This window comes from Gemmiger qucibialis, assembly GCF_027689445.1.
GTDB classification, from domain to species: domain Bacteria; phylum Bacillota; class Clostridia; order Oscillospirales; family Ruminococcaceae; genus Gemmiger; species Gemmiger qucibialis.
This window is the reverse complement of the sequence record NZ_JAQFEN010000002.1, coordinates 81,338-100,129: the sequence shown is the minus strand read 5'-3', so window position 1 is coordinate 100,129 and position 18,792 is coordinate 81,338. Positions and strand designations below refer to the sequence as shown.

Sequence of the window (18,792 nt, the reverse complement as noted above, 5' to 3'; positions counted from 1 at the left end):
TTGTGTACATTGCTTTTCCATCTGCATGTATGGTCGTAGTACGCAAAGACCATAAAATAAAAATGCGCCCGCCGCATACGGGATGCGACGGGCGCGATGGGGGGGGGGACCTTGCGGTCACTGTTTACTTCTTTTCCTGCGGTTTGGGCAGGGGCTTTTCGGGGCGATGAGGCTGATAAACACCGCAAGGCGAAAACGGCGGCCAGCCGTCATAGGTACGGCGGATCATAACATCAAGGGCCTTCCGGGTTGCTTTGTGCATCATGGATTCCTTCTCATTCATGGTTTTGGATAACCTCCTTTTGGTTGACGTGTTCTTTTTTGAAACGGTGTATCTCACCGTCATCAACATGCGCAACCGCCAAAAGCACTGCTACCGCAAAGGTGGCCATCGCAATGCAGCTGGCAACCATCCCCTGATGCGCCAGTAGCGCTACAACATAAGCCAAAAACATAGTGGCTTGACGCACATACATTCTGGGTTTTACCGCTTTCAATTCTTTGGCGCTTAAATGCAACTCGGGATGGTTTGCTGGTCCCAACAGAAAAATTGCTACTTCGGACAAAAGAATAACCGTTGTCAAAACGTAGAGATCTTTTGTTGCTGCTGCAAGTAACGAAAACAGAACCTGCAACACGAATGAAACCAAAAGGCATCCATGCGGTGTACGAGCATGATAACCGCCTGTGCGTTGACGCAAGATACGGAAAGTTGCTGTATAAAACACAGACCCCCATACACCAACAATGGCGGCGCTTACCGGGAGTAACAGGCAAAGCGAAAGAATGCTCATCGTAGATTGCATCAGCATATAATGGCACCATTCCGACTGTTCCGGTACGATTAAATGCTTTTTCAGTAACCAATGGGTCATGTGTTTGACCACCTGCTCCATCTGCCGCCCACCTGCCTTGCTCTTTATGTTATGTAGAGTATATCATTATCCGAGTAAAAATGCCCAAAAAGTTGCGCTAAGTGCAAGATTTGCTCTGTAACTGCAAACTTTTAGGGATTCTGAAGAGCTACCGGCATCTTGCGGTTTTCATCATTTTCAAGTGCGACATCCGGCCATTCAACGGCAAACAAAAAATGTCTATCCTCGCAGGTCATCACATATTCGGCATTATACGATTTCAGGATGGATAGAACATTCGACAGACCGTAGCCATGTAATTCAGGCGGATGCTTAGTACTTGGGAGATGATCACCTACGATCGTAAGCGGCAAGCTTGAATTCATTACTGAGAAGAACAGTGAATTTGGCTGCGCCTCCGTGTAGATTGCTTTGACCAGAATCCGGCGCTTTTGATCTGCCGGAAGTCTCTGACAGCCTTCTATCGCGTTATCCAACAGATTGCTCATAACAACGGTAAGATCCACCACAGGGATACCCACCTTTGATAGATCGTTCAAAACAAACTGAATATCGATGTCGTTTGACTGCGCTTCATAACCTGCTTGGTTGAGGATAGCGTCGATCGTCGGATGATGAGAATTGACGAGCAAGATTCGCTCGGTTTGTTGAACTTTCAATTGTTCCAAGTATTTGCTCGCATCTTCTACTTTACCCAGCGCAAGCATATTGGACAGTGTAAAAAGATATTTGCGAAAATCATGGGTCAGACGGCGCTGGGCTGAGTAAGAGTCTGTTAGTGCCTTGATGTTCGACGCTTGGGTTTCGGCGCGCTGCCGAGTGACGGCCAACATCTCCCTCGACTGAATCCCGCTTTCTAACTGATCCAACAGGAACAACAGCGAAATATCAACGATGCACATGGCAGCGAGACAAACAAGCCAGGCAGTATTGGTCGGGTCTCCGACTTTACTCATGAAAAGGATAAAAAGCGTGCATCCCGGGAAAAATACGCCAAGTGTTACCCAGGCATGCGGCTTGGCGCGTTCCGTAAGCGGTGAATGGAAGCGGCGAAGGATGAGAGGAAGGCTGAAAAACTCAATGAGGGTTATGAACAGCACGCCAGTGTACAAAGCTCTTTGGTTCACCAGTTCTTCCCATGAAATGGACATAACAAATGCAAACAGCAGCTGTGTGAGGTAAGAAATTGAAAAAGCGCCTGCATACTGTGTGACTGTCACAAAGATTCGCCGGTCCCAGGAACCCTTGTACAGCGTTACATTCATCAAATAAAAGGCAGCAATCTCACATAAAAACAACAGAGCGCCGATGCGGTTTTGGAGGATGTTGGCTTCCACAATTATAACCGCCATCCAAAGGGCCAGCAAAGCATAAAACTTCTTTCCGGTGTACCGCCGCTCAAAAAACACGTCGAATAGCAGCGAAAATGCCCATACCTGTAGGCTCGTCAATATAACGCTCAAAGCGTAACCCATTTCATCCGAGCCCCTTCCATTCCAGATATTTTTTCTTAATCTCGGGGTAATTGTGCTGGCTGACCATCAGGAACTTCCCGTCAAGTAGAGTAACACCGCTAGACAGCAAACGCTCAATGTACGCCATATTTACCAAATAGCTGCTGTGGATACGCAAGAATCCTTCATTGGCCAGCATTTCTTCCAATTTTCTCATTGTCATTCTGCTTTTTCGTTCCGGCCGGTCTGTTTCATCCATGTGAAAAATCAGTAGGCCAGACTTTGTTTCCACATAAATGATCGTATCAATGGCTAAAGAGGTTTCTTCGCCATCACAGATCAGATTCAGCGTTCTCGCGTGTGCCTGGCATGCAGCCACTGCCTTTTCAAAATAGTCCGGCAGCTTTTCGTCCAGGCGCAGCTTCGGCAGAAAACGGAAAGCGTTCACTTCGTATCCTTCCGCCGCATACTCGCCATAATTGGTGACAAAAATCAGAATACTGTCTTTGCGTACTTCGCGAAACTTGGCAGCCAACTGGATTCCGTTTACGCTTCCCATATCAATGTCGAGGAAAATCAGGTCCATATCGCGCGCCATCTGCACCGTGATGCTCCGTGGGTCCGTAACGCATTCGATGCTCATTCGCCGCCGTGAGTAGGTGGGCAACCCTGTTATCTTCGCTTTTAACAGCGATGCAAATTCCGGCTCATCGTCACAAATCAGGATATGTAACATGGATATCCCTTCCTGCGGATATTGATCCGCGTCTACTCGTTTTTTTATCACAATAGCTGACCCTCCTTTTTCTGTCAAGACGTCTCCAAGTAAATCGGACAAATGAATAGATTCAAATCATTTTATACGTCTTTTTGTCTGCTGTCAACTTGTAATATAGATGTATATAAGCGGGAGGGGAGACATTTGCATGCTGTTTGCATTCGGTGAGCGGCTTCGGCAGTTACGACACGATAAGAACTATACAATGGGCATGGTGGAAGACCGCCTTGCGCAAAAGAATGTGTCGATTGGACAATCTGCGCTGGGAAAATATGAAGCAGGCCGAACCTATCCCAACTTGGAAACGGCTGCGGCCTTGGCAGACATATTCGATGTCTCGCTAGACTACCTTGCAATGGGATCAAAGTCTAAGACATTGACACTTCAGGATTTAAGCGAGGAGCAAATCAAGCTGTTGACAGAGTTGGCGGCTTTGCTGCGCCAGCACAACCACTCAAGTGTTTCTCCGTCCCCAACCCCTACATCGGAAGAACAAGATGTTCTATTTAGATTGATCTCACAATTCATGAAATAGGAACCTGATCGGATGCGAAGATTTGCATCCGATTTTGCATTTAGCGACGCTTTCTTGCAGTTAGGCACGATTAGTGGCGAACTCGTGCACGGTGTGGTATCGTATAGCCATAGGAAAGGGTCAGCGAACCCGGGAACTGACCACGACTTGTAATGGTCATCACTGGCGCGCGGGTGATGACTAGTCTGCTCCGAAACCACCCCAAATCACAAAATCTCATGAGAAGGAGGATTTGTGCGATGAAAACCCTGACCAAAAAGATTTTGACCGTTTGCCTGACTCTGGCAATGGCCTGCGCCCTGGCTATTCCCGCCTTTGCCGATTTCGATAATGGTTACAATGGATACCACATTCGTAACGAATCTATCGGCGGGAATAACTATTTGAACATGGAAGGTAGCGGAGGACCCTATAATAGCCGCAATGTGACGGTTTACTCCCGCACTGGTGATGGCGACCAGATTTGGTCTATTGCTAACCGCGGCAACGGCAAAAAAGTTTACAACAGCAAAACGGATAGTGCAGGCAATGCTTACACTCTCAACATCAACAGCTCTAATAACAACTGCAATGTTTATCGTGACCTTTCCAGCAATAACAACGATTCCGTCGTTTCTAACGCTGGGAATATGAGCGCGTTTACCATCCGCCTGGTAAATCACGGTAACGTCTTTGCCTACGTTAGCGGCAACAACGTTGTTTGGGGCAGTGTTGCACATGTATGGAATGAACTTGCCTGAGTAACCCAACATTTTTCTTACCAAATCCCATTCACTGAATTGACAGATGCCAGCCCGAATTGTGAGCTTCGGGCTGGCTTATCGTGATATATGGGTGGTGTAACTACTATTAATAATTGGGCCCTAGCAACTCAATCAAGTAGTTCCTTTATACGACGCAATCTGCCAATAAACTATTTCCACTGTTAAAACACTTTATGCGAGGTCATCTTATGCGAAGAAGAATTATTGCCGTCATAGCTCTTATCCCTGCCCTGCTATTTGGCTGTGCCGGTCCTACTACCAACACAACAGCACAAACAGGAAACACTTCTTCTCAAGAAGTGGCGCAAGAAGATTCTACACAGAATTCGGTTACGCTTACGGCCTTGCAACGCAGTGATGGCTGGAATTACGGCGGAAGCGGAAGTGACGGTTTTTACTATGTGAGTTCTTCCGTGCGCGATGACGGTTCCGCTAATCTCATGTATCTTGATTATGCAACCATGGAAAAAATTTACCTGTGCAACCAGCCAAATTGCAATCATGATACGGAAGCCTGTACAAGTTACTTGCCATACTCTGCGGGCGGGATTTTGCCTTGCGTAATTGGGCAGAATCTGGTACTTGTTTTTCCCGGCAACGTACATGCCTCTGCTGATACATCCTCTACCGTCATGCCTCACTTGGAGGTGATGGGTTTGGATGGGTCTAACCGCAAAACCACATTTACATTTGAATCAAATCAGCAGATAAATCGTCCTCTGGTTACGGATGGGACAAACATCTACTGTGAGCTCGATACAGCAACGGAAGATGGCCAGCTAAAGGCCGAATTAGTGCGTGTAAACCCCGTCACCGGTACAAAAGACACACTTTGTGCCTTAAATCAGGAATGGATTAAAGGCAGTGCCGGATCTACAATCATTTTGCTAAATGCCAATGGTTGCTACTCTTCCTATGACCCTGTCTCTGGTGACAGGAAGGATATTGTTACTGTTGACAACGCATCCGTGGATTCACTGCTGCAGGGGACAACACTGGCATATAAGGACAATGGCTTTTTTTGCTTGATGGATTTGTTGTCTGGAGAGAAAACATCACTTAGTGGTTTCGCGGTTCCCAGCCCCGAGGAAGCTTTTGTAAACCTTGTTGATGCTGATTCAACACACCTTTTGATCAAGATTGAAACTGCTTCACATCAGAGTGGATCAAGCATGGAAGACGGTTATTACATGATAACCGGAAGCAGCACCCCTCAACAGTGGACTCTTCTGTACTCTTCCGGCGACCAAGACACCCCATTTGAAAGAGTTACTACCATTTCCAGCAATGAGTATCTTGTTATATCTGGTGAAGAGACTCTGCCAGATACAACTGCCAACAGTCACTATGTAGCGACAGGCGAAAAGCAGTATGTAATTATGTCCCAAGAGGATTATTGGAATAGCATCGCTCCCACAGCATCCTCTACACAATAATAACTGGAAAAATTATGCCAAATGCATTATTGACAATCCGAGATTTGAAAAAATCCTACTTGATTTCCGCACCCTTATTTCGTAAATCCATTGGAAGCCGTTCTAAACAAGCCCTGGCCGGGGTATCCCTGACCCTCGGCCCAGGGCTTTACGGCCTTTTAGGCCCCAACGGTGCAGGCAAAAGTACGCTCATCAGCATCATCACCGACACGCTAGCCGCGGATTCGGGCGAGGTGCTTTGGTGCGGCAAACCCGCTAGGGGCATTCGCTTCCGCCGCGTGCTCGGGTATATGCCGCAGCAGCAGGGGTTGTATGACAGCTATACCGGTCGGCGCTTTCTGGCCTACATGGCGGCACTGAAAGAGCTTCCCCGCAAAAGCGTCCCGGCTGAGGTGGATCGCGTGGCCGCGGCAGTGAATCTTTCGTCTGAATTGGACAAGCGTCTGTCCGCCTACTCCGGCGGCATGAAGCAGCGGCTGTTACTGGCGTCTGCCTTACTGGGCGACCCCAAGTTGCTGATTCTGGACGAACCTACCGCCGGACTGGACCCCAAGGAGAGGGTGCGGCTGCGCACACTGTTGGCAGAAATGGCCACTGACCGCATTATTCTGGTAGCCACTCATGTGGTCAGTGATGTGGAGACCGTCGCCACGGAGGTGATTTTGCTGTGCGCCGGAAAAATCGTAGACGCCGCCCCGGTGCCGGACCTCATCGACAAGTACGCCCCCGGCCAGGGACTTGAGGATGTGTACCTCGCAGTATTCGGGGAGGGAGACGGGAAATGAGCCTGCTCACTGCCGAACTGCGCAAGGTCTGGGGCAACCGTGTGTTCCCGATGCTGCTTGCCGTGCTGGTGACCGCTAACCTATTATTACTCTGGATGGGTACCCGTCCCACTTCCAACCAGCCCCCCGCTGCGGCCTACCGCGCCGTGGGGGCTGATTTGGCTGCCTTGGGTTCGGATATGGCCGCCAAGGGCGACTTGTTGCACAGCAAATTGGACGAAACTGAATCCTTGCTGCGGTTGGAAAACTACTTCCGGGATTCAGCGTATGGCAACAGCGTCATTCAACAAAATTACCGGGAGGAAAATGCCGCCCTGTTCGACCAGTACGAACAGATGTACCGCGACAAGAGCTACACGCTCTACACCGATAGCCTGACGATGGAATACCGTCTGCTCACTCAACTGGTGAATGAGTATGACACGGTGGCCGGGTACACCGACTTTCTGGAAAGCGTGCAAACCAAGGCAGGACAGTTGGCAGGCATCTCGATTTTCCAAAACGATGAGACCGGGTACGATCTGAAAAACATCGAGGTCACAGCAGCGGTGTATGCCGGTTTGGGCGAAACGGCCATCGACTACTACCCGCAAAAAGGGTTGTATACCGCCATCTCCTATGCTTTTACTGATCTGATTTTGTTGGCATCCATGCTGGTGCTGGCGCTTCTGCTCGTCCGGCAGGAACGGGACAGCGGGCTCCTCTCGCTGGTGCGCAGTCTGCCCGCTGGACGTCTGCACACTGCGCTGGCAAAGCTGGGCTCGTTTGCCCTCTCATTGCTGGCTGTGCTTGTGTTGCTCTACGGCGTAAATCTCGCCTACTGTGCTGCCACCTTCGATTTGGGTCCGCTGACCCGCACGATTCAGAGTGTGCCCGCCTTAATGCGCTGTACCATGCAGATCACGGTTGGGCAGTATCTGTTCCGCTTTCTGCTAGCCAAGTGGGCTGGGGCCTTTGTCATGGGGCTTTGGGTCATGCTGGCGGCGTTGGTTGCCCGCCGAGCGACTGCCGGATGGGCTGCCGCCCTAGTTGGGCCGCTCGTGATGTTCGGCATCCGTGCCACAATCCCGGCTACCAGCCGGCTGAATGCCATCAAATACGCAAACCTTGCCAGCCTACTGCAAACCAACGAGCTGTTGGGGAACTACCGCAATCTGTATTGGTTCGGTGACCCTATCGGTTTACCGCTGGTTGAGTGGACAGCAGCTGTTCTTTACGGCGGAGCCCTGGCCTTTTCGTTTTGCTGGGTGTTCGCCCGCGCGCAACTGCTGTCTGCCACCAAGCGTGGGTTTCTGCTGGGGTTACGGCACAAGACCTGTGCCACCTCTATTATTAAGGAGGAGGCACGAAAGCTGCTGCTTCTCAACGGCGCGGCGGTGGTGCTGGCCGTCTTTATTGGATTTGGCGTTTACCAGGGTGTAACAGCTGAAAGTTACATCGGGCCAGATGAAATCTATTACGCCTACTACATGAAACATATCTCGGGCCCCTTTACTCCGGAGACCTACGATTGGCTGGAAGAGCAGGGCGAGGAATTTGCCCCGATGCTCGAAGTCCAGCAGAAGGTAGCAGCCGGCGAACTTTCCAGCGACGCAATGCTGGCCTTCAGTTCCTTGCAGCAAAAGTACAGCGTCTACAGCCAAGTCATCAACCAGAACATCAACTACTATCTGAAAGAACACCCTGGCGCCTGGCTGGTATATGAAAGCGGATACAAGGAACTGTTCGGCTTCACTGGTCAGGCTGATGTGCAAGATGCGCTGCTGGCCGGATTGGCCTGTGCGCTCTGCTTTTCCGGGCTGTTCTCGATGGAGCGCCGCGGCGGCATGGAGACCATCCTCTGCACAACGCCGCTGGGCCGTAAACGAACGGTACGGGCGAAACTTCTAGTTAGTGCTGTCGTAGCAGTGGGCATCGCGGCAACTTCCTGCTTGCCACATCTCATTCAGGTACTGCGGGACTACGGTTTGCCTGCGATGTTTGCCCCGGCCATGAGCATTTCCGAATTTGAGAGCCTTCCGGCTATCTTTACCTTGTCTGATGTGATGTTATTCTGGTTTCTTTGCCGGGTAGCGGCTTGTCTGTGCATGGGCACAATGACTTTGACTTTGGGACGCATGTTCGGCAACTTACTTCCGGCCTTATTCACCAGTGCTGTGGCCTATTGCCTCCCCGCACTCCTGAGCCTCTCCGGGATGGAAGGGGGGATTGAATGGCTGGGTTTTTGGCCACTGTTTCATGCAGCAGCCTTTTTGACTACACAAGGTTATCGCGTAACTGATGGTGAGCCGTACAACTTTTCTTGGATTGTCATTCTACTCTTGGCAGCTGTTTTATTTATTTCCTGGTTTCTAGCTATATGTTTACAAGATTCTTATGCGATGAGAGGACGGAACCTGAAGAATGACAGATAATGCACAGGCATGGACCGTGTATAATTCGCTTATGGTGGATCCTTTAACCCATACTGTGTATTCCGCCGGGGAGGAAGTTCATCTACCAGAAATGGAATATCAACTTTTATATTATTTTCTTCAGCATCCAGGGCAAACACTTTCACGTAAAACTCTTATGCTAGCGGTGTGGGGAGCACCGCCGGGTTTGAAAACGCGCACGTTAGATATTCATATCTGCCAGCTTAGGAAAAAACTCAAACTGGGCAGTTCCTTGCAAACTGTTTTTAAAGTCGGCTATAAGCTCCGTTTGCCCACAAATAGAAATGAAGGAGAACGTTGTAACCCATGAAAACAGAAGAGAAAAGTGAAAAGATCAATCGTATTCTCGGGATCATTTCCGCAGTCATCGGTATTGTTGGTAGTATCTTTGGAATCTTTCAGGCTCAGCAGGCTGCTACGTTAAAAAACGAGGTGAACAGTCTTCAGACCGCATCACAACAGACAATTGTAAATGTTGTTTCCACCTTAGGGGATGATGCTAAGACTAGTGAACTAACCGAAACCGGTGACATGGTAGCTGCAACCGATCAGCTAATCAGTGTATATAGTTCGACAAAAACTCAAAATGCGCAGCTGACAAGTGAAGCCCAAACACTACAAAGCGAAAATGAAGCCCTTAAAGCACAGGTTGAAAACCTCAAGTCAGTACTTCTGAATACCTATTCAATGGATGAAGTTGATAAAGTTGTTGCCCAAGGCTACCTAGATGAAGTAGAAACGAAGCGGTTGGATAATTTGGAAATGCTGGATAGCGAACGCTGTGAACAAGTATCATCTGTAAAAGACCTGTATGGCACAACACACAGTGTTTCTTATAAATTTGATCCCTGGCAGGAAGCCTGGGCCAAATTCAAGCTGGATGGAAAGTATGATACGTTTGAAGCAAACATCGTAACCTCTGACGACACGAACCGTGACGCCAACATGAGCATTGAAATCTATGTAGACGATGTCTTGGTCGGACGAGTTGACGATATCGTTCGTGATGAAAATGTTCGTCCTATCAGTGTAAGTGTCAACGGTGGCAAAGTTTTGATGATCAAAGCAGTAAACACGAATTCTGCAGGCAACAGTTATTGCTACGTTTCCGACACAAACTTGGCTTTGCTGCAATGATGTCTTCTATATAGGTATATCAATCATAATTGCGCATTTCAAAATGCAGATGCGCTCCCGTTGCACGTCCTGTATGCCCCACATAGGCTATAACCTGCCCTGCCTTTACCTCCTGACCCACTGTGACACAGATTCTGGAACAATGCGCATACAGCGTAGTCAGTCCACCGCCATGGTCGATTTTGACGTAATAGCCATAGCTTCCACCCCAACTGTCGAGGGCGTTGGCGACGGTCACGGTGCCGTCGGCAGCGGCCAGGATCGGGGTACCCTCGGGCACGGCGATGTCGGTGCCGCTGTGGTAGCTGGTTTTGCCGGTAAGCGGGTCGGTTCGATAGCCTTGTGGCGAGGTGATCGTACCCGCCACCGGCAGCGGCCATTGTAGGGCCCCATCTGCAAACACTGTATCCATACCGGGCGCCATGAGTTCATCGCTTCCCTGAATCAAACCACCCAGCAGTTTACCCCAAAGGATTGCGGTATCTTCTCCTGAGAGCAATGTCAGGTATTCATTCTGCCTGTCTGTAAAGTGATAGGTTTCCCGCATTTCTTCCGGTGTATGGTGGGTCAGTTCAATGATCAGAACGGTTTCGGTGATGGTTGTGGTTTCTGTCTCACCTTCCTCATTTGTTTGTTCCTCCTCTTGGAGTTGGCTTTCGGTGCGCCAATCCAGCTCGTTCATATCCCAAAGAACGGTGCGCAGCCGATCTACATTCTCCTCGTTCAAATAGGCAACAGTAGTACCGTTGGCATCACCCTCCGTTTGAGAAGCAAAGACCGCCAGGACATCCTGCCACACAATGGCATAGCTACCATCGTTGGACTCGATTTTCTGGCGGTCACATTCTACGCTGTTTTCGATTTCTTCCAACCGGTCCCGATATTCTTCGGTAAGCAGTTCTACGGCCTCTTGCACACTGATAGCATTCTCATCAGGGGACTCTGCTGCGAAAAAGATGCCATAAGCGGACCCAGCTACTAAGGCTATCAAACACATCAGCAGGATGATAAACACGGATACCCAGCCACCAGCAATCAGTGCAGCCGCAAGGCTCTGCATGGCAGTCATCCAATGTCGAATCGCCGAGCGTATGACAGCAATCCCTTTCTTGGTTGCTTCTGCGCTTTCCCCAGCGGCTTGCTTGGCCCGGTAGATCATTCTTTGTGTACGTTGTGTTACTTGACCTGCCTTTTTCCCCTTGCGGGCAGTATTGGCTGCAGTGCGGAGTTGTTTTTGATCTATATCAACGCCACGTATTTCCCGAGCTACTTTTTTGACCTGTTGCTCTATTTGTTTCTGAGCAGTGCACCGTTGCTGCTCTTGCTTTGAGGTGCCTTGCGGATTGGTTTTCGAGGGCTCTCGAACTACTGTTTCCTTCTCTCTCGGTTCCAGAGTATTCCTATACAGGGAACCTTCCTGATGGGGTTTATGCAGTTCCCTTTTGCAGGCGATCCTGTCTTTGTAAGCGGCACCTGCCTTTTGCAGCGTTAAAAGAGTAGCATCTTCCAAACAATTTTCTACTTGTTGAACACTATCTTCTTCCATCTCCTGTGCGTAAGCGTAGTTGCTATCGGGATTTGTGCGTTTTGCTGGAATCAGGTTTTCTTTGCTTTTCACCCAAGCCTCCCGTGCAATCGTTTTCGGCAATCGGGATCCTGTCTGTATTCTTTCTGCCTGGCCCCATGGTTTTTGCCTAGGTTCCTTATGTCTATTATCTTTCATTGAATCACCTGCCATTGAAATGGTTATAAAAAAGCGATATCTGCTTAATTGGGCAGATACCGCTTCTGTCTATCCTGTTACGGATCACATTGCCCACAAGGTGTATATCCTCGGGCGATCAATTCTTCACGAGGCTCATCCGTAAAACTTTTGTTTTTTTCATTCATTTGGTTAACGCCTGGGCAAGCTGGAAAATGAAACTTTTTCGTGTGTGTATACAACAAAAAATCATAATCACACACCCTTTGCCTGTCACTGTGACAAAGTAGGTGGCCCTTTATTTTTTTGTTTCATTCATATCATCCTTTCAGTTGTTCATCGGGCTTGGTGGTCATCAGGCGGTAGAGCTGCGTATTCCTGGGGAAGCTGTTGGTAAAGGGCACCAGATTTCCTGCGCAGCGGATCAGGCCGCAGCCCGCAGGCACGTTGGTGATGTATCCCAGCTGGGTGTCCGAGATGTTCAGCAGCTTGGCCAGCTCCTCCCGGTCGGTGGCGCTCTGGTTGAGCATGATCAAAAACTCCGAGTTGGCAAGCATCAGGCGGGCCGTGTCGGAACGCAGCAGTTCATCCACATTCTGCGTCATGCCGGTGATCAGGCCGTTGTACTTCCGGATGCGCTTCCAGAGCTTGTAGAAGAAATTGGCGCTGTACTCGTACCGGAACAGGATATAAAACTCATCACAGAAGATCCAGGTACGGTGTCCCCGCTTCCAGTTCTGGATCACACGGTTGTAGATGGCATTCAGTGTCACCAGCATTCCGATAGGCATCAGCTGTTCGCCCAGTTCCCGGATATCGTAGGCGATAATCTGCGCCTTGGTATCCACGTTGGTAGGCTGGGCGAATGTGCCCAGGGTGCCGGTGATGAAGAGTTCCGAGGAAAGGGCCAGCCCCTGTGCTTCCGGTTCCGGCTGCATCTTGAGCAGACGGTAGAAGTCTTTCAGCGTGGGGACCGCCCCCTTGTACCCGTTGCGGACGTAAGGCATATAGACCTGTTCCGTGCAGCGGCCCAGGATGGACTTTTCTTTGGCCGTGACCAGCCCGCTGCCGATCAGCTGCTCAAACAGGCTCAAGACAAACTCGCTCTTGGACACGATAGGATTGCGCTCATCGCCATAGGCGCGGTCCATATCCAACGCATTGATGTGGGTGTCCGACGTAGCCGAGATGCGGATGACCTCGCCGCCGAAGGCTTCCACCAGATGTCCGAACTCGGATTCCACGTCAAGAATCAGGATATCATCCTCCGTGGACAGGGCGATCTGCGCGATCTCCTCTTTGGCGCTCATCGATTTGCCGGAGCCGGATACACCCAAGCGGAAGCTGTTGCCGTTGAGCAGCTGCCGACGGTCCACCACGATACGGTTCTTACTGACGGCGTTCTGACCGTAGTACATCCCCTTATGCTGCATAATCTCCTGGGCGTGGAACGGAATGAGTACCGCCGTGCTCTCGGTGGTCAGGGTGCGCAGTGCTTCGATGCGCTGCAGTCCGTAGGGCAGCACGGTGTCCAGACCGTCCCGCTGCTGCCAGCGCAGCGTGGAAAGCTGGCACAGGTGCTTACGGGCAACGGAGAGCAGCGATTCGGTATCATCATCCAGTTGCTCTTTGGTACCTGCCATATGGACGAGGGTGACCAGCCCAAACATCATCCTCTGGTCGCGGGTGGTCAGATCATCCAGCATCTCCTTGGTTTCCTTGCGCTGAAGTTCCATGTCATAAGGTACAATGGCCGACCAGTTGTTGTTGGCGTTCTGCTTCCGCTGCCAGTTGGTCACGTTGGTTTCCACACCCAGCAGCGTGTTCTGCAACTGGCGGGCGGCCTCATCGGTGGGGATGGGCAGAATATCGATGGACAGCATCAGTTCCCGATCCAGGTCGCAGAGCTCCGACACAAAGCTGTCTTTCAGGTAGCTGGCGAAATCTTGGAGGTAGAGCACACGGCCCACGCGGTCATCGATCTTGAAATGGTCAGCAGTGAACTCCATGCTGCTGGGGCACAACCAGTCTTTGAAATGTTGGCCCCTCCGGGCCTTCTGGTGGATATCGAACTCGGCAGCAGGCGGGTCTGCAGGACGGAAAAAGTCGCGGAAGATCCGCAGGCGCTCATTGAGCGAGAGTTCCTGCGCCACCGAGGACAGTGCCGCCAGCTTGGTGGTCAGATCGGTACCGACGCGGGCAAAGTAGGTGCGGGCTTCCTCGATGTTGCGCTTGACGACACTGATGGTAAGATACCGCTCCCGGACGATGCTATTGTTGCTCTCGGTGACCTGAGCGCGCAGCATCTCGTTGAATTCCTCCCGGTAGTTGTCCAGGCCATCTTCCTTGAGAGGCAGCAGAACAGACCGCTCGAATTCCTCCTTGTTGATCCGCCGGTTGTACAGAGTGATCTTGGCCGAGGCTCCGGAGGCCAGTGCATTGAGCAGGTCACAGTAGTCCAGGAACATCGCCGTCTTATCATCCTTGCCGGCGATGGAATAGTTGATGTCGGTGAACGACCAGGTCTTGGAGAACTGGTGGCCCACCTGGAAGATCCCGTCCGCCCAGATGCGACGAATGGGAATGCAGTCCTGCACGCTGCGCGGAATGAGGAACTTTACACGCTCCTGTTTCCGCGCTTTGGACAGGGTCTTGATCAATGGCGCCTCTCCTTACGGCTGCGCTTCTTCTGTTTTGGTTTCTTCATACGCATCCCTCCCTGGATTGCATCGTAGTAATAGCTGTTGTAACGATAGACCAGCCGCTTGGGGCTCAGGAGCTCGGATTTGCACCACGCCCAAAACAACTGCTCGGCGGTCATACTGTGGTAGGAGAAGAATCCGCAAGCCGCGAAGGGCGCGGCGGCCAAGATGCAGACCCAGCCGACTTCCTCTGTTCCCAGCAGCGGACGGAGCAAAAAATAAACGCCCACTGCCACCCCGAGGGCCAACAGTGAGCAGATAAACTGCCGGGTGTTGAGACCGAAGAAGATGGTCTCGTGATAGTCCCGGACTTCTTTGGGAATTTTGATTTCGATAAGCGTCACCTCTGATTCTAATAGGAAAAGGGGCAGCCATGCCTGGCTGCCCCTTTCGGTTTACTCTATATCTTCTTCTGTTTCCTCTGGTTGGAACGAACATCCCAGCAAGATACGGATGGTATCACGTCGACCATACAGCACCCGTACCACCTGTGCGGTGGTATGTGTTCCAATGTAAAATGTCACATAGTTACCACTGGTCACATAGCGATACCCGGTATCTACTCCGTTATACTGCAAAGGTGTCCCGGACAGCGGAAATTGCTCCAACTGGCGAATTGCCTTCAGAATTCGCTCGACAGTACGCCGGGCGGCTACTGGATTGCCCAATTCCGTTTCGATATACTGCCGGATATTCAGCATATCCTGCTGTGCCAACGGAGAAATCTGTACCTTCGCCATATTTCACCCCAGCAGTGTCTTTTCCACATCGTCCAGTGCGAGCCAACCTTCTTCCTGCCCGGATCGAACGCCACGGGCCAGTTCGGTCAGCAATTTGACCATTGCCTGGCTTTTCTCGTACTCCTGAATATCCACCACGGCATAACGACCGCGGCCGTTTTTGGTCAAGAAAACCGGTTCTCCGGCCGTAACATCCCGCAAGACTTCATTGTAATTGCGCAAATCAGAGATTGGTTTGATATTCGGCATGGAGAACACCATCCTTTCTGCCATCTAGTATAGCAGAATTTTGAATCAAATTCAACGAACAATTTTAAGAATTATCTTTCACAATCATAGCCCCATAATTTCCTTGACGATCCGGTCACACCCCTTCACCGCGCCGACCAAGACCAGCAGGTTGAAGGCCAGTTCTCCCACGTAGGTCCAGACGGCGGTCACCACCGAGACGCTGGTATCCACAGCGGGCGGGCTGGAGGACACGGCGGAGAAGATAATGCAGGCCAGGGCGATGACCACGCCCTGCAGACAGACTCCGGCGTAACTGCGCAGGAAGTTCTTGCCCACATTGGACGTGGGTTCTCCGGCAAAGGACGAAAGCGGAACAGGCGCAATGGCCGCATACATCCAAAGGGAAAACATCCGGCCATACACGGTCAGGATCATCACGAAGGATAGTACGGTAATGAGCAGCCCGCCGATCAGCGTCACAGCCCAGAGCGGGATGGAGTCCCAGAAGCCCACCTCATTGATGGCGTCGATCAACTCCTGAGGTAGTGTAACGGCGCTCATTCCCAGCACACCAGATTGGTTAATAACCGTGGAGACCATCCCCTGCACGATCTGGAAGATGGCCAGCATCAGATCCAGGCCATAGGTCACAGCAGCCTTGGCCAGGGCGAAGCGGATAAAGAGCTTGAGAGCCTGTTCGGGGCGTTTGGCCTCCACGAAGGTGCCACAGGTCTTGACCACACCGGCTGCGAAGAAGAGCACCAGCAGCCCGTAGCCAATGGCCTGCAAGGCCCCGTGAATCCCCACCATCACAGCCCATACCTGGCCATCCTTGAAGGTCTGCGGACTCTGGGTCAGAAGCTGCCAGATCTCTCCCAGCTTGTCATTCCAGGTGGTCAGAGCAGCGTTGAGGTTGCTTACGATCCAGCTGTCATCCACGGTGCATCACCTCCCTCCTGATATATTCCGGCGCATCAAACTCCGGTGCCAACGATCAGGTCCAGGATTTCTTTGGCGAAGGTGATGATGATACCGCCGGCCAGCGTCAGGAAGCCCTGGCTGCGCTGGCTGGGGTCATGGCTCTGCAGCGACAGGCCCACCTGCACAATGCCCCAGCCCAGCAGGATCAGGCCGATGGCCCGGATGATGGAAAAGATGAAGGTACTGAGGTTGTTGACAACAGTCAGCGGGTCGCCCTCGGCCAGCACCGGCGTGGCGGCGCAGCAGACCAGAACCAGAGCGGCATACAGCGCGAAGGCGCGGCGGGTCAGACGTTTGGTGCGGGGCATATCAATCTTGTTGCGATGCATGGGCATTCCTCCTTGGATAAGTAAACATGGGTTTCGGTTGTTCGGCTGCCGGCAGGAAATCATCCATGTCCAGCAGTTCGTAGTTTTCGGCATTGCCCGCCAGATCCTCGTGAGCATCCGGTGCGACGGTGTAGTCATAGGGCGGTGCGCCGCCATCTTCGGTGAATCGGATGTTCGGGTGCCGGAGCAGATTGTACTTCCAGTCCATGACCGGACGTTCCCCGCGCACAAACAGCAGCGCCTTGTCATTGGAAAGCAGGCGCACTTCGTCGGGGGTCATCAGGTCGCGGGCCGTTTGCTGGTGGCTGGTACTGCTGCTTCCGCTGCGTCCTCGGGAAAGGCTTCGACTGGTGGTTTCCACTGTTTCCTTGCCGATCAGCTCGGACACATACTTGTGGGTGCCTTGCTCATTGCCGCCCAGGTAGAGAAACTCATCGCACAGACCTACCAGCGATTCCCAGCTATCCTTGTACATGGACTTCAGCTGGGCAATGTTCTGCACAATGATGGAGCAGAAGATACCGCGGGAACGCATGGTCGCCAGTGCTGACTGGAAGCTATCCTTGGGCAGTGAAATGTTGGGGAATTCGTCCATCAGGCAGTGGACCGGCACCGGGAGCCTTCCCCGATGTACACGGTCCGCCTGGTAGAAAAGCGTCTGGATCAGCTGGGTGTAGACCATACCCACCAGATAGTTCAGGCTCTTGTCGGAATCTGGAATGCAGCAGAACAGGGCCACCCGGCGTTCTCCCAAATCGTCCAGATGCAGTTCATCGGTCATGGTCAGCCGGGCAATCTGCGGCAGGTTGAAGGCAGCAAGCCGGACCCCGACACTCACCAGGATGGACTTTGCGGTTTTGCCGGCGGCCTGCTTGTAAATGCCATATTGCTTGACCGCAATGCTTTCCGGGTCACGCATGGCCAGACGCTCGAAGAGGATATCCAGAGGCGACTCGAAGTTCTCGTCCTTCTCCTTGACCTGGGCACTCCCCAGCAGTTCCATAACCATGCCGAAGTTTTGTTCCTCCGGTGGAGCCTCATGCAGCAGATACAGCATAAGAGCCTGGAGCAATGCAGTCTCAGATTTTTCCCAAAACGGGTCGGAGCTCTGCGCATGGGGCGGCGTGGTGTTTTGGATCAGGTTGGTGATCAGCTGCAACACCTCTTTGTCATCCCGCACATACCGGAATGGGTTATAGCAGAAGGACGCATCCGGGTTGAGCAGATCGAACACCCGTACTTCATATCCCGCTCGTTTGAGAAAGCCGCCAGTCTTGCGCAGAATTTCTCCTTTGGGATCTGTGATGACCATGGAACAGCCAGCTTCCAGCACATTGGGAACTGCATACGTCCGGGTCTTGCCGGTGCCGGAGCCGCCCACAACGAGTACGTTGGTATTGTGCTTGTGCTTATAGCCATCCACACCGATGCGGATGTTGCGCGTCATCAGGAGGTTTGGGCCTTGGGTATCGCGGTAACGGCGGTTGAGTTCTTTGGCGTTCCCCCAGCGGGCAGAGCCGTGTTCCTCCCCGGGGCGCGTGTTACGGTGTTCACTGGACGCGGCCAGGACAATCACGGCATACAGGCCGGTGAAGATCAGCAGGAAGCGCGGGGTCTGGTTGCTCCACTCAAAGGGAAGCGGCTCTGCCAGCATCTCATTGCAGGCGTTCAGCAGACCGGACAGATTCATACCGGGCTGCCAGCGCATGGCCAGAGCAGCTGCGACCCACCAAATCAGCGGAAGAGGCAGCAGCCAGATCCACCAAGGGGTTGGTGTTTTCTGCAATCAGCGTTCTGCCGGTTTGTGGCGGGCTTTGCTGCTTTGGTGCGGCATCTGATCAAGCAGGTTCCAGAAATCATCAGTATTCAGAACACATCCCTCCTTATCAAATAAAAATGCCAGGGAAA

The 18,792-nt window shown here is 51.8% G+C and carries 19 protein-coding genes; 7 read left to right on the top strand and 12 right to left on the bottom strand.

The features are described 5' to 3' along the window. Nucleotides 1-124: 124 nt before the first annotated feature. From PG062_RS04380 to PG062_RS04365, 4 genes are all read right to left on the bottom strand, one after another. Nucleotides 125-283: a hypothetical protein gene (locus PG062_RS04380; RefSeq protein WP_177692857.1), complete on the bottom strand. Its 159-nt coding sequence runs from the start codon at nt 281-283 to the stop codon at nt 125-127. After that, on the bottom strand, nt 276-896 hold the full coding sequence (locus tag PG062_RS04375; RefSeq protein ID WP_177692858.1) for an accessory gene regulator B family protein: 621 nt from the start codon (nt 894-896) through the stop codon (nt 276-278). The genes PG062_RS04380 and PG062_RS04375 overlap by 8 nt, the downstream gene beginning before the upstream one ends. Before the next feature lie 110 nt (nt 897-1,006). Then, nucleotides 1,007-2,350 (bottom strand): ATP-binding protein, encoded by a 1,344-nt coding sequence (locus PG062_RS04370; protein WP_177692859.1) that lies wholly within the window; start codon nt 2,348-2,350, stop codon nt 1,007-1,009. A 1-nt stretch (nt 2,351) separates the two neighbouring features. Then, a complete protein-coding gene (locus PG062_RS04365) occupies nt 2,352-3,116 on the bottom strand; it encodes a LytR/AlgR family response regulator transcription factor (RefSeq protein WP_177692860.1) in 765 nt (254 codons plus the stop codon). Nucleotides 3,117-3,255: 139 nt separating this feature from the next. Between PG062_RS04365 and PG062_RS04360 the strand changes: the two genes are divergently transcribed. The 7 genes from PG062_RS04360 to PG062_RS04330 all read left to right on the top strand — a co-directional run bounded on the left by PG062_RS04360 (nt 3,256) and on the right by PG062_RS04330 (nt 10,199). Then, nucleotides 3,256-3,642 carry a helix-turn-helix domain-containing protein gene (locus PG062_RS04360; protein ID WP_177692861.1) on the top strand — a complete coding sequence of 129 codons (387 nt, stop codon included), beginning with the start codon at nt 3,256-3,258 and terminating at the stop codon, nt 3,640-3,642. A gap of 239 nt (nt 3,643-3,881) precedes the next feature. Continuing rightward, nucleotides 3,882-4,382 carry a hypothetical protein gene (locus tag PG062_RS04355; protein WP_177692862.1) on the top strand — a complete coding sequence of 167 codons (501 nt, stop codon included), beginning with the start codon at nt 3,882-3,884 and terminating at the stop codon, nt 4,380-4,382. Nucleotides 4,383-4,594: 212 nt separating this feature from the next. Then, the gene (locus PG062_RS04350; protein ID WP_177692863.1) at nt 4,595-5,842 is read left to right on the top strand and encodes a hypothetical protein; all 1,248 of its coding nucleotides are present in this window, start codon (nt 4,595-4,597) and stop codon (nt 5,840-5,842) included. 44 nt (nt 5,843-5,886) lie between these two features. Further along, a complete protein-coding gene (locus PG062_RS04345; protein WP_270751354.1) occupies nt 5,887-6,627 on the top strand; it encodes an ATP-binding cassette domain-containing protein in 741 nt (246 codons plus the stop codon). Continuing rightward, nucleotides 6,624-9,041 carry a hypothetical protein gene (locus PG062_RS04340; protein WP_177692865.1) on the top strand — a complete coding sequence of 806 codons (2,418 nt, stop codon included), beginning with the start codon at nt 6,624-6,626 and terminating at the stop codon, nt 9,039-9,041. Before PG062_RS04345 ends, PG062_RS04340 begins: the two co-directional genes overlap by 4 nt. Then, nucleotides 9,031-9,372, top strand: coding sequence for a winged helix-turn-helix domain-containing protein (locus PG062_RS04335; RefSeq protein ID WP_177692866.1), 342 nt, complete (start codon nt 9,031-9,033; stop codon nt 9,370-9,372). Before PG062_RS04340 ends, PG062_RS04335 begins: the two co-directional genes overlap by 11 nt. Then, nucleotides 9,369-10,199 carry an NPCBM/NEW2 domain-containing protein gene (locus PG062_RS04330; RefSeq protein ID WP_177692867.1) on the top strand — a complete coding sequence of 277 codons (831 nt, stop codon included), beginning with the start codon at nt 9,369-9,371 and terminating at the stop codon, nt 10,197-10,199. The genes PG062_RS04335 and PG062_RS04330 overlap by 4 nt, the downstream gene beginning before the upstream one ends. Nucleotides 10,200-10,218: 19 nt before the next feature. Here the strand turns inward: PG062_RS04330 and PG062_RS04325 are convergent, their stop codons facing one another. From PG062_RS04325 to PG062_RS04290, 8 genes are all read right to left on the bottom strand, one after another. Beyond that, the gene (locus PG062_RS04325; RefSeq protein ID WP_270751353.1) at nt 10,219-11,817 is read right to left on the bottom strand and encodes a peptidoglycan DD-metalloendopeptidase family protein; all 1,599 of its coding nucleotides are present in this window, start codon (nt 11,815-11,817) and stop codon (nt 10,219-10,221) included. A 404-nt stretch (nt 11,818-12,221) separates the two neighbouring features. Continuing rightward, on the bottom strand, nt 12,222-14,561 hold the full coding sequence (locus PG062_RS04320; RefSeq protein ID WP_270751352.1) for a VirB4-like conjugal transfer ATPase, CD1110 family: 2,340 nt from the start codon (nt 14,559-14,561) through the stop codon (nt 12,222-12,224). After that, nucleotides 14,558-14,938: a PrgI family protein gene (locus tag PG062_RS04315; protein WP_270751651.1), complete on the bottom strand. Its 381-nt coding sequence runs from the start codon at nt 14,936-14,938 to the stop codon at nt 14,558-14,560. Before PG062_RS04315 ends, PG062_RS04320 begins: the two co-directional genes overlap by 4 nt. Nucleotides 14,939-14,998: 60 nt before the next feature. Continuing rightward, a complete protein-coding gene (locus PG062_RS04310; RefSeq protein WP_177692869.1) occupies nt 14,999-15,343 on the bottom strand; it encodes a type II toxin-antitoxin system RelE/ParE family toxin in 345 nt (114 codons plus the stop codon). A 3-nt stretch (nt 15,344-15,346) separates the two neighbouring features. Continuing rightward, nucleotides 15,347-15,592, bottom strand: a complete 246-nt coding sequence (locus PG062_RS04305) for a type II toxin-antitoxin system prevent-host-death family antitoxin (protein ID WP_177692870.1) — start codon at nt 15,590-15,592, stop codon at nt 15,347-15,349. 84 nt (nt 15,593-15,676) lie between these two features. Next, complete coding sequence (locus PG062_RS04300; RefSeq protein WP_270751351.1) at nt 15,677-16,513, bottom strand: VirB6/TrbL-like conjugal transfer protein, CD1112 family; 837 nt, start codon at nt 16,511-16,513, stop codon at nt 15,677-15,679. 35 nt (nt 16,514-16,548) lie between these two features. Then, complete coding sequence (locus PG062_RS04295) at nt 16,549-16,884, bottom strand: glutamyl-tRNA amidotransferase (RefSeq protein ID WP_270751350.1); 336 nt, start codon at nt 16,882-16,884, stop codon at nt 16,549-16,551. Beyond that, nucleotides 16,865-18,670: a VirD4-like conjugal transfer protein, CD1115 family gene (locus PG062_RS04290; protein ID WP_333559373.1), complete on the bottom strand. Its 1,806-nt coding sequence runs from the start codon at nt 18,668-18,670 to the stop codon at nt 16,865-16,867. Before PG062_RS04290 ends, PG062_RS04295 begins: the two co-directional genes overlap by 20 nt. Between the last annotated feature and the right edge of the window lie 122 nt (nt 18,671-18,792).

Coding starts and splice junctions, on each gene's coding strand:
- PG062_RS04295 (WP_270751350.1), bottom strand. CDS start 16,884: ATGCATCGCAACAAGATTGATATGCCCCGCACCAAACGTCTGACCCGC.
- PG062_RS04355 (WP_177692862.1), top strand. CDS start 3,882: ATGAAAACCCTGACCAAAAAGATTTTGACCGTTTGCCTGACTCTGGCA.
- PG062_RS04330 (WP_177692867.1), top strand. CDS start 9,369: ATGAAAACAGAAGAGAAAAGTGAAAAGATCAATCGTATTCTCGGGATC.
- PG062_RS04370 (WP_177692859.1), bottom strand. CDS start 2,350: ATGGGTTACGCTTTGAGCGTTATATTGACGAGCCTACAGGTATGGGCA.
- PG062_RS04360 (WP_177692861.1), top strand. CDS start 3,256: ATGCTGTTTGCATTCGGTGAGCGGCTTCGGCAGTTACGACACGATAAG.
- PG062_RS04380 (WP_177692857.1), bottom strand. CDS start 283: ATGAATGAGAAGGAATCCATGATGCACAAAGCAACCCGGAAGGCCCTT.
- PG062_RS04340 (WP_177692865.1), top strand. CDS start 6,624: ATGAGCCTGCTCACTGCCGAACTGCGCAAGGTCTGGGGCAACCGTGTG.
- PG062_RS04350 (WP_177692863.1), top strand. CDS start 4,595: ATGCGAAGAAGAATTATTGCCGTCATAGCTCTTATCCCTGCCCTGCTA.
- PG062_RS04375 (WP_177692858.1), bottom strand. CDS start 896: ATGGAGCAGGTGGTCAAACACATGACCCATTGGTTACTGAAAAAGCAT.
- PG062_RS04335 (WP_177692866.1), top strand. CDS start 9,031: ATGACAGATAATGCACAGGCATGGACCGTGTATAATTCGCTTATGGTG.
- PG062_RS04305 (WP_177692870.1), bottom strand. CDS start 15,592: ATGCCGAATATCAAACCAATCTCTGATTTGCGCAATTACAATGAAGTC.
- PG062_RS04310 (WP_177692869.1), bottom strand. CDS start 15,343: ATGGCGAAGGTACAGATTTCTCCGTTGGCACAGCAGGATATGCTGAAT.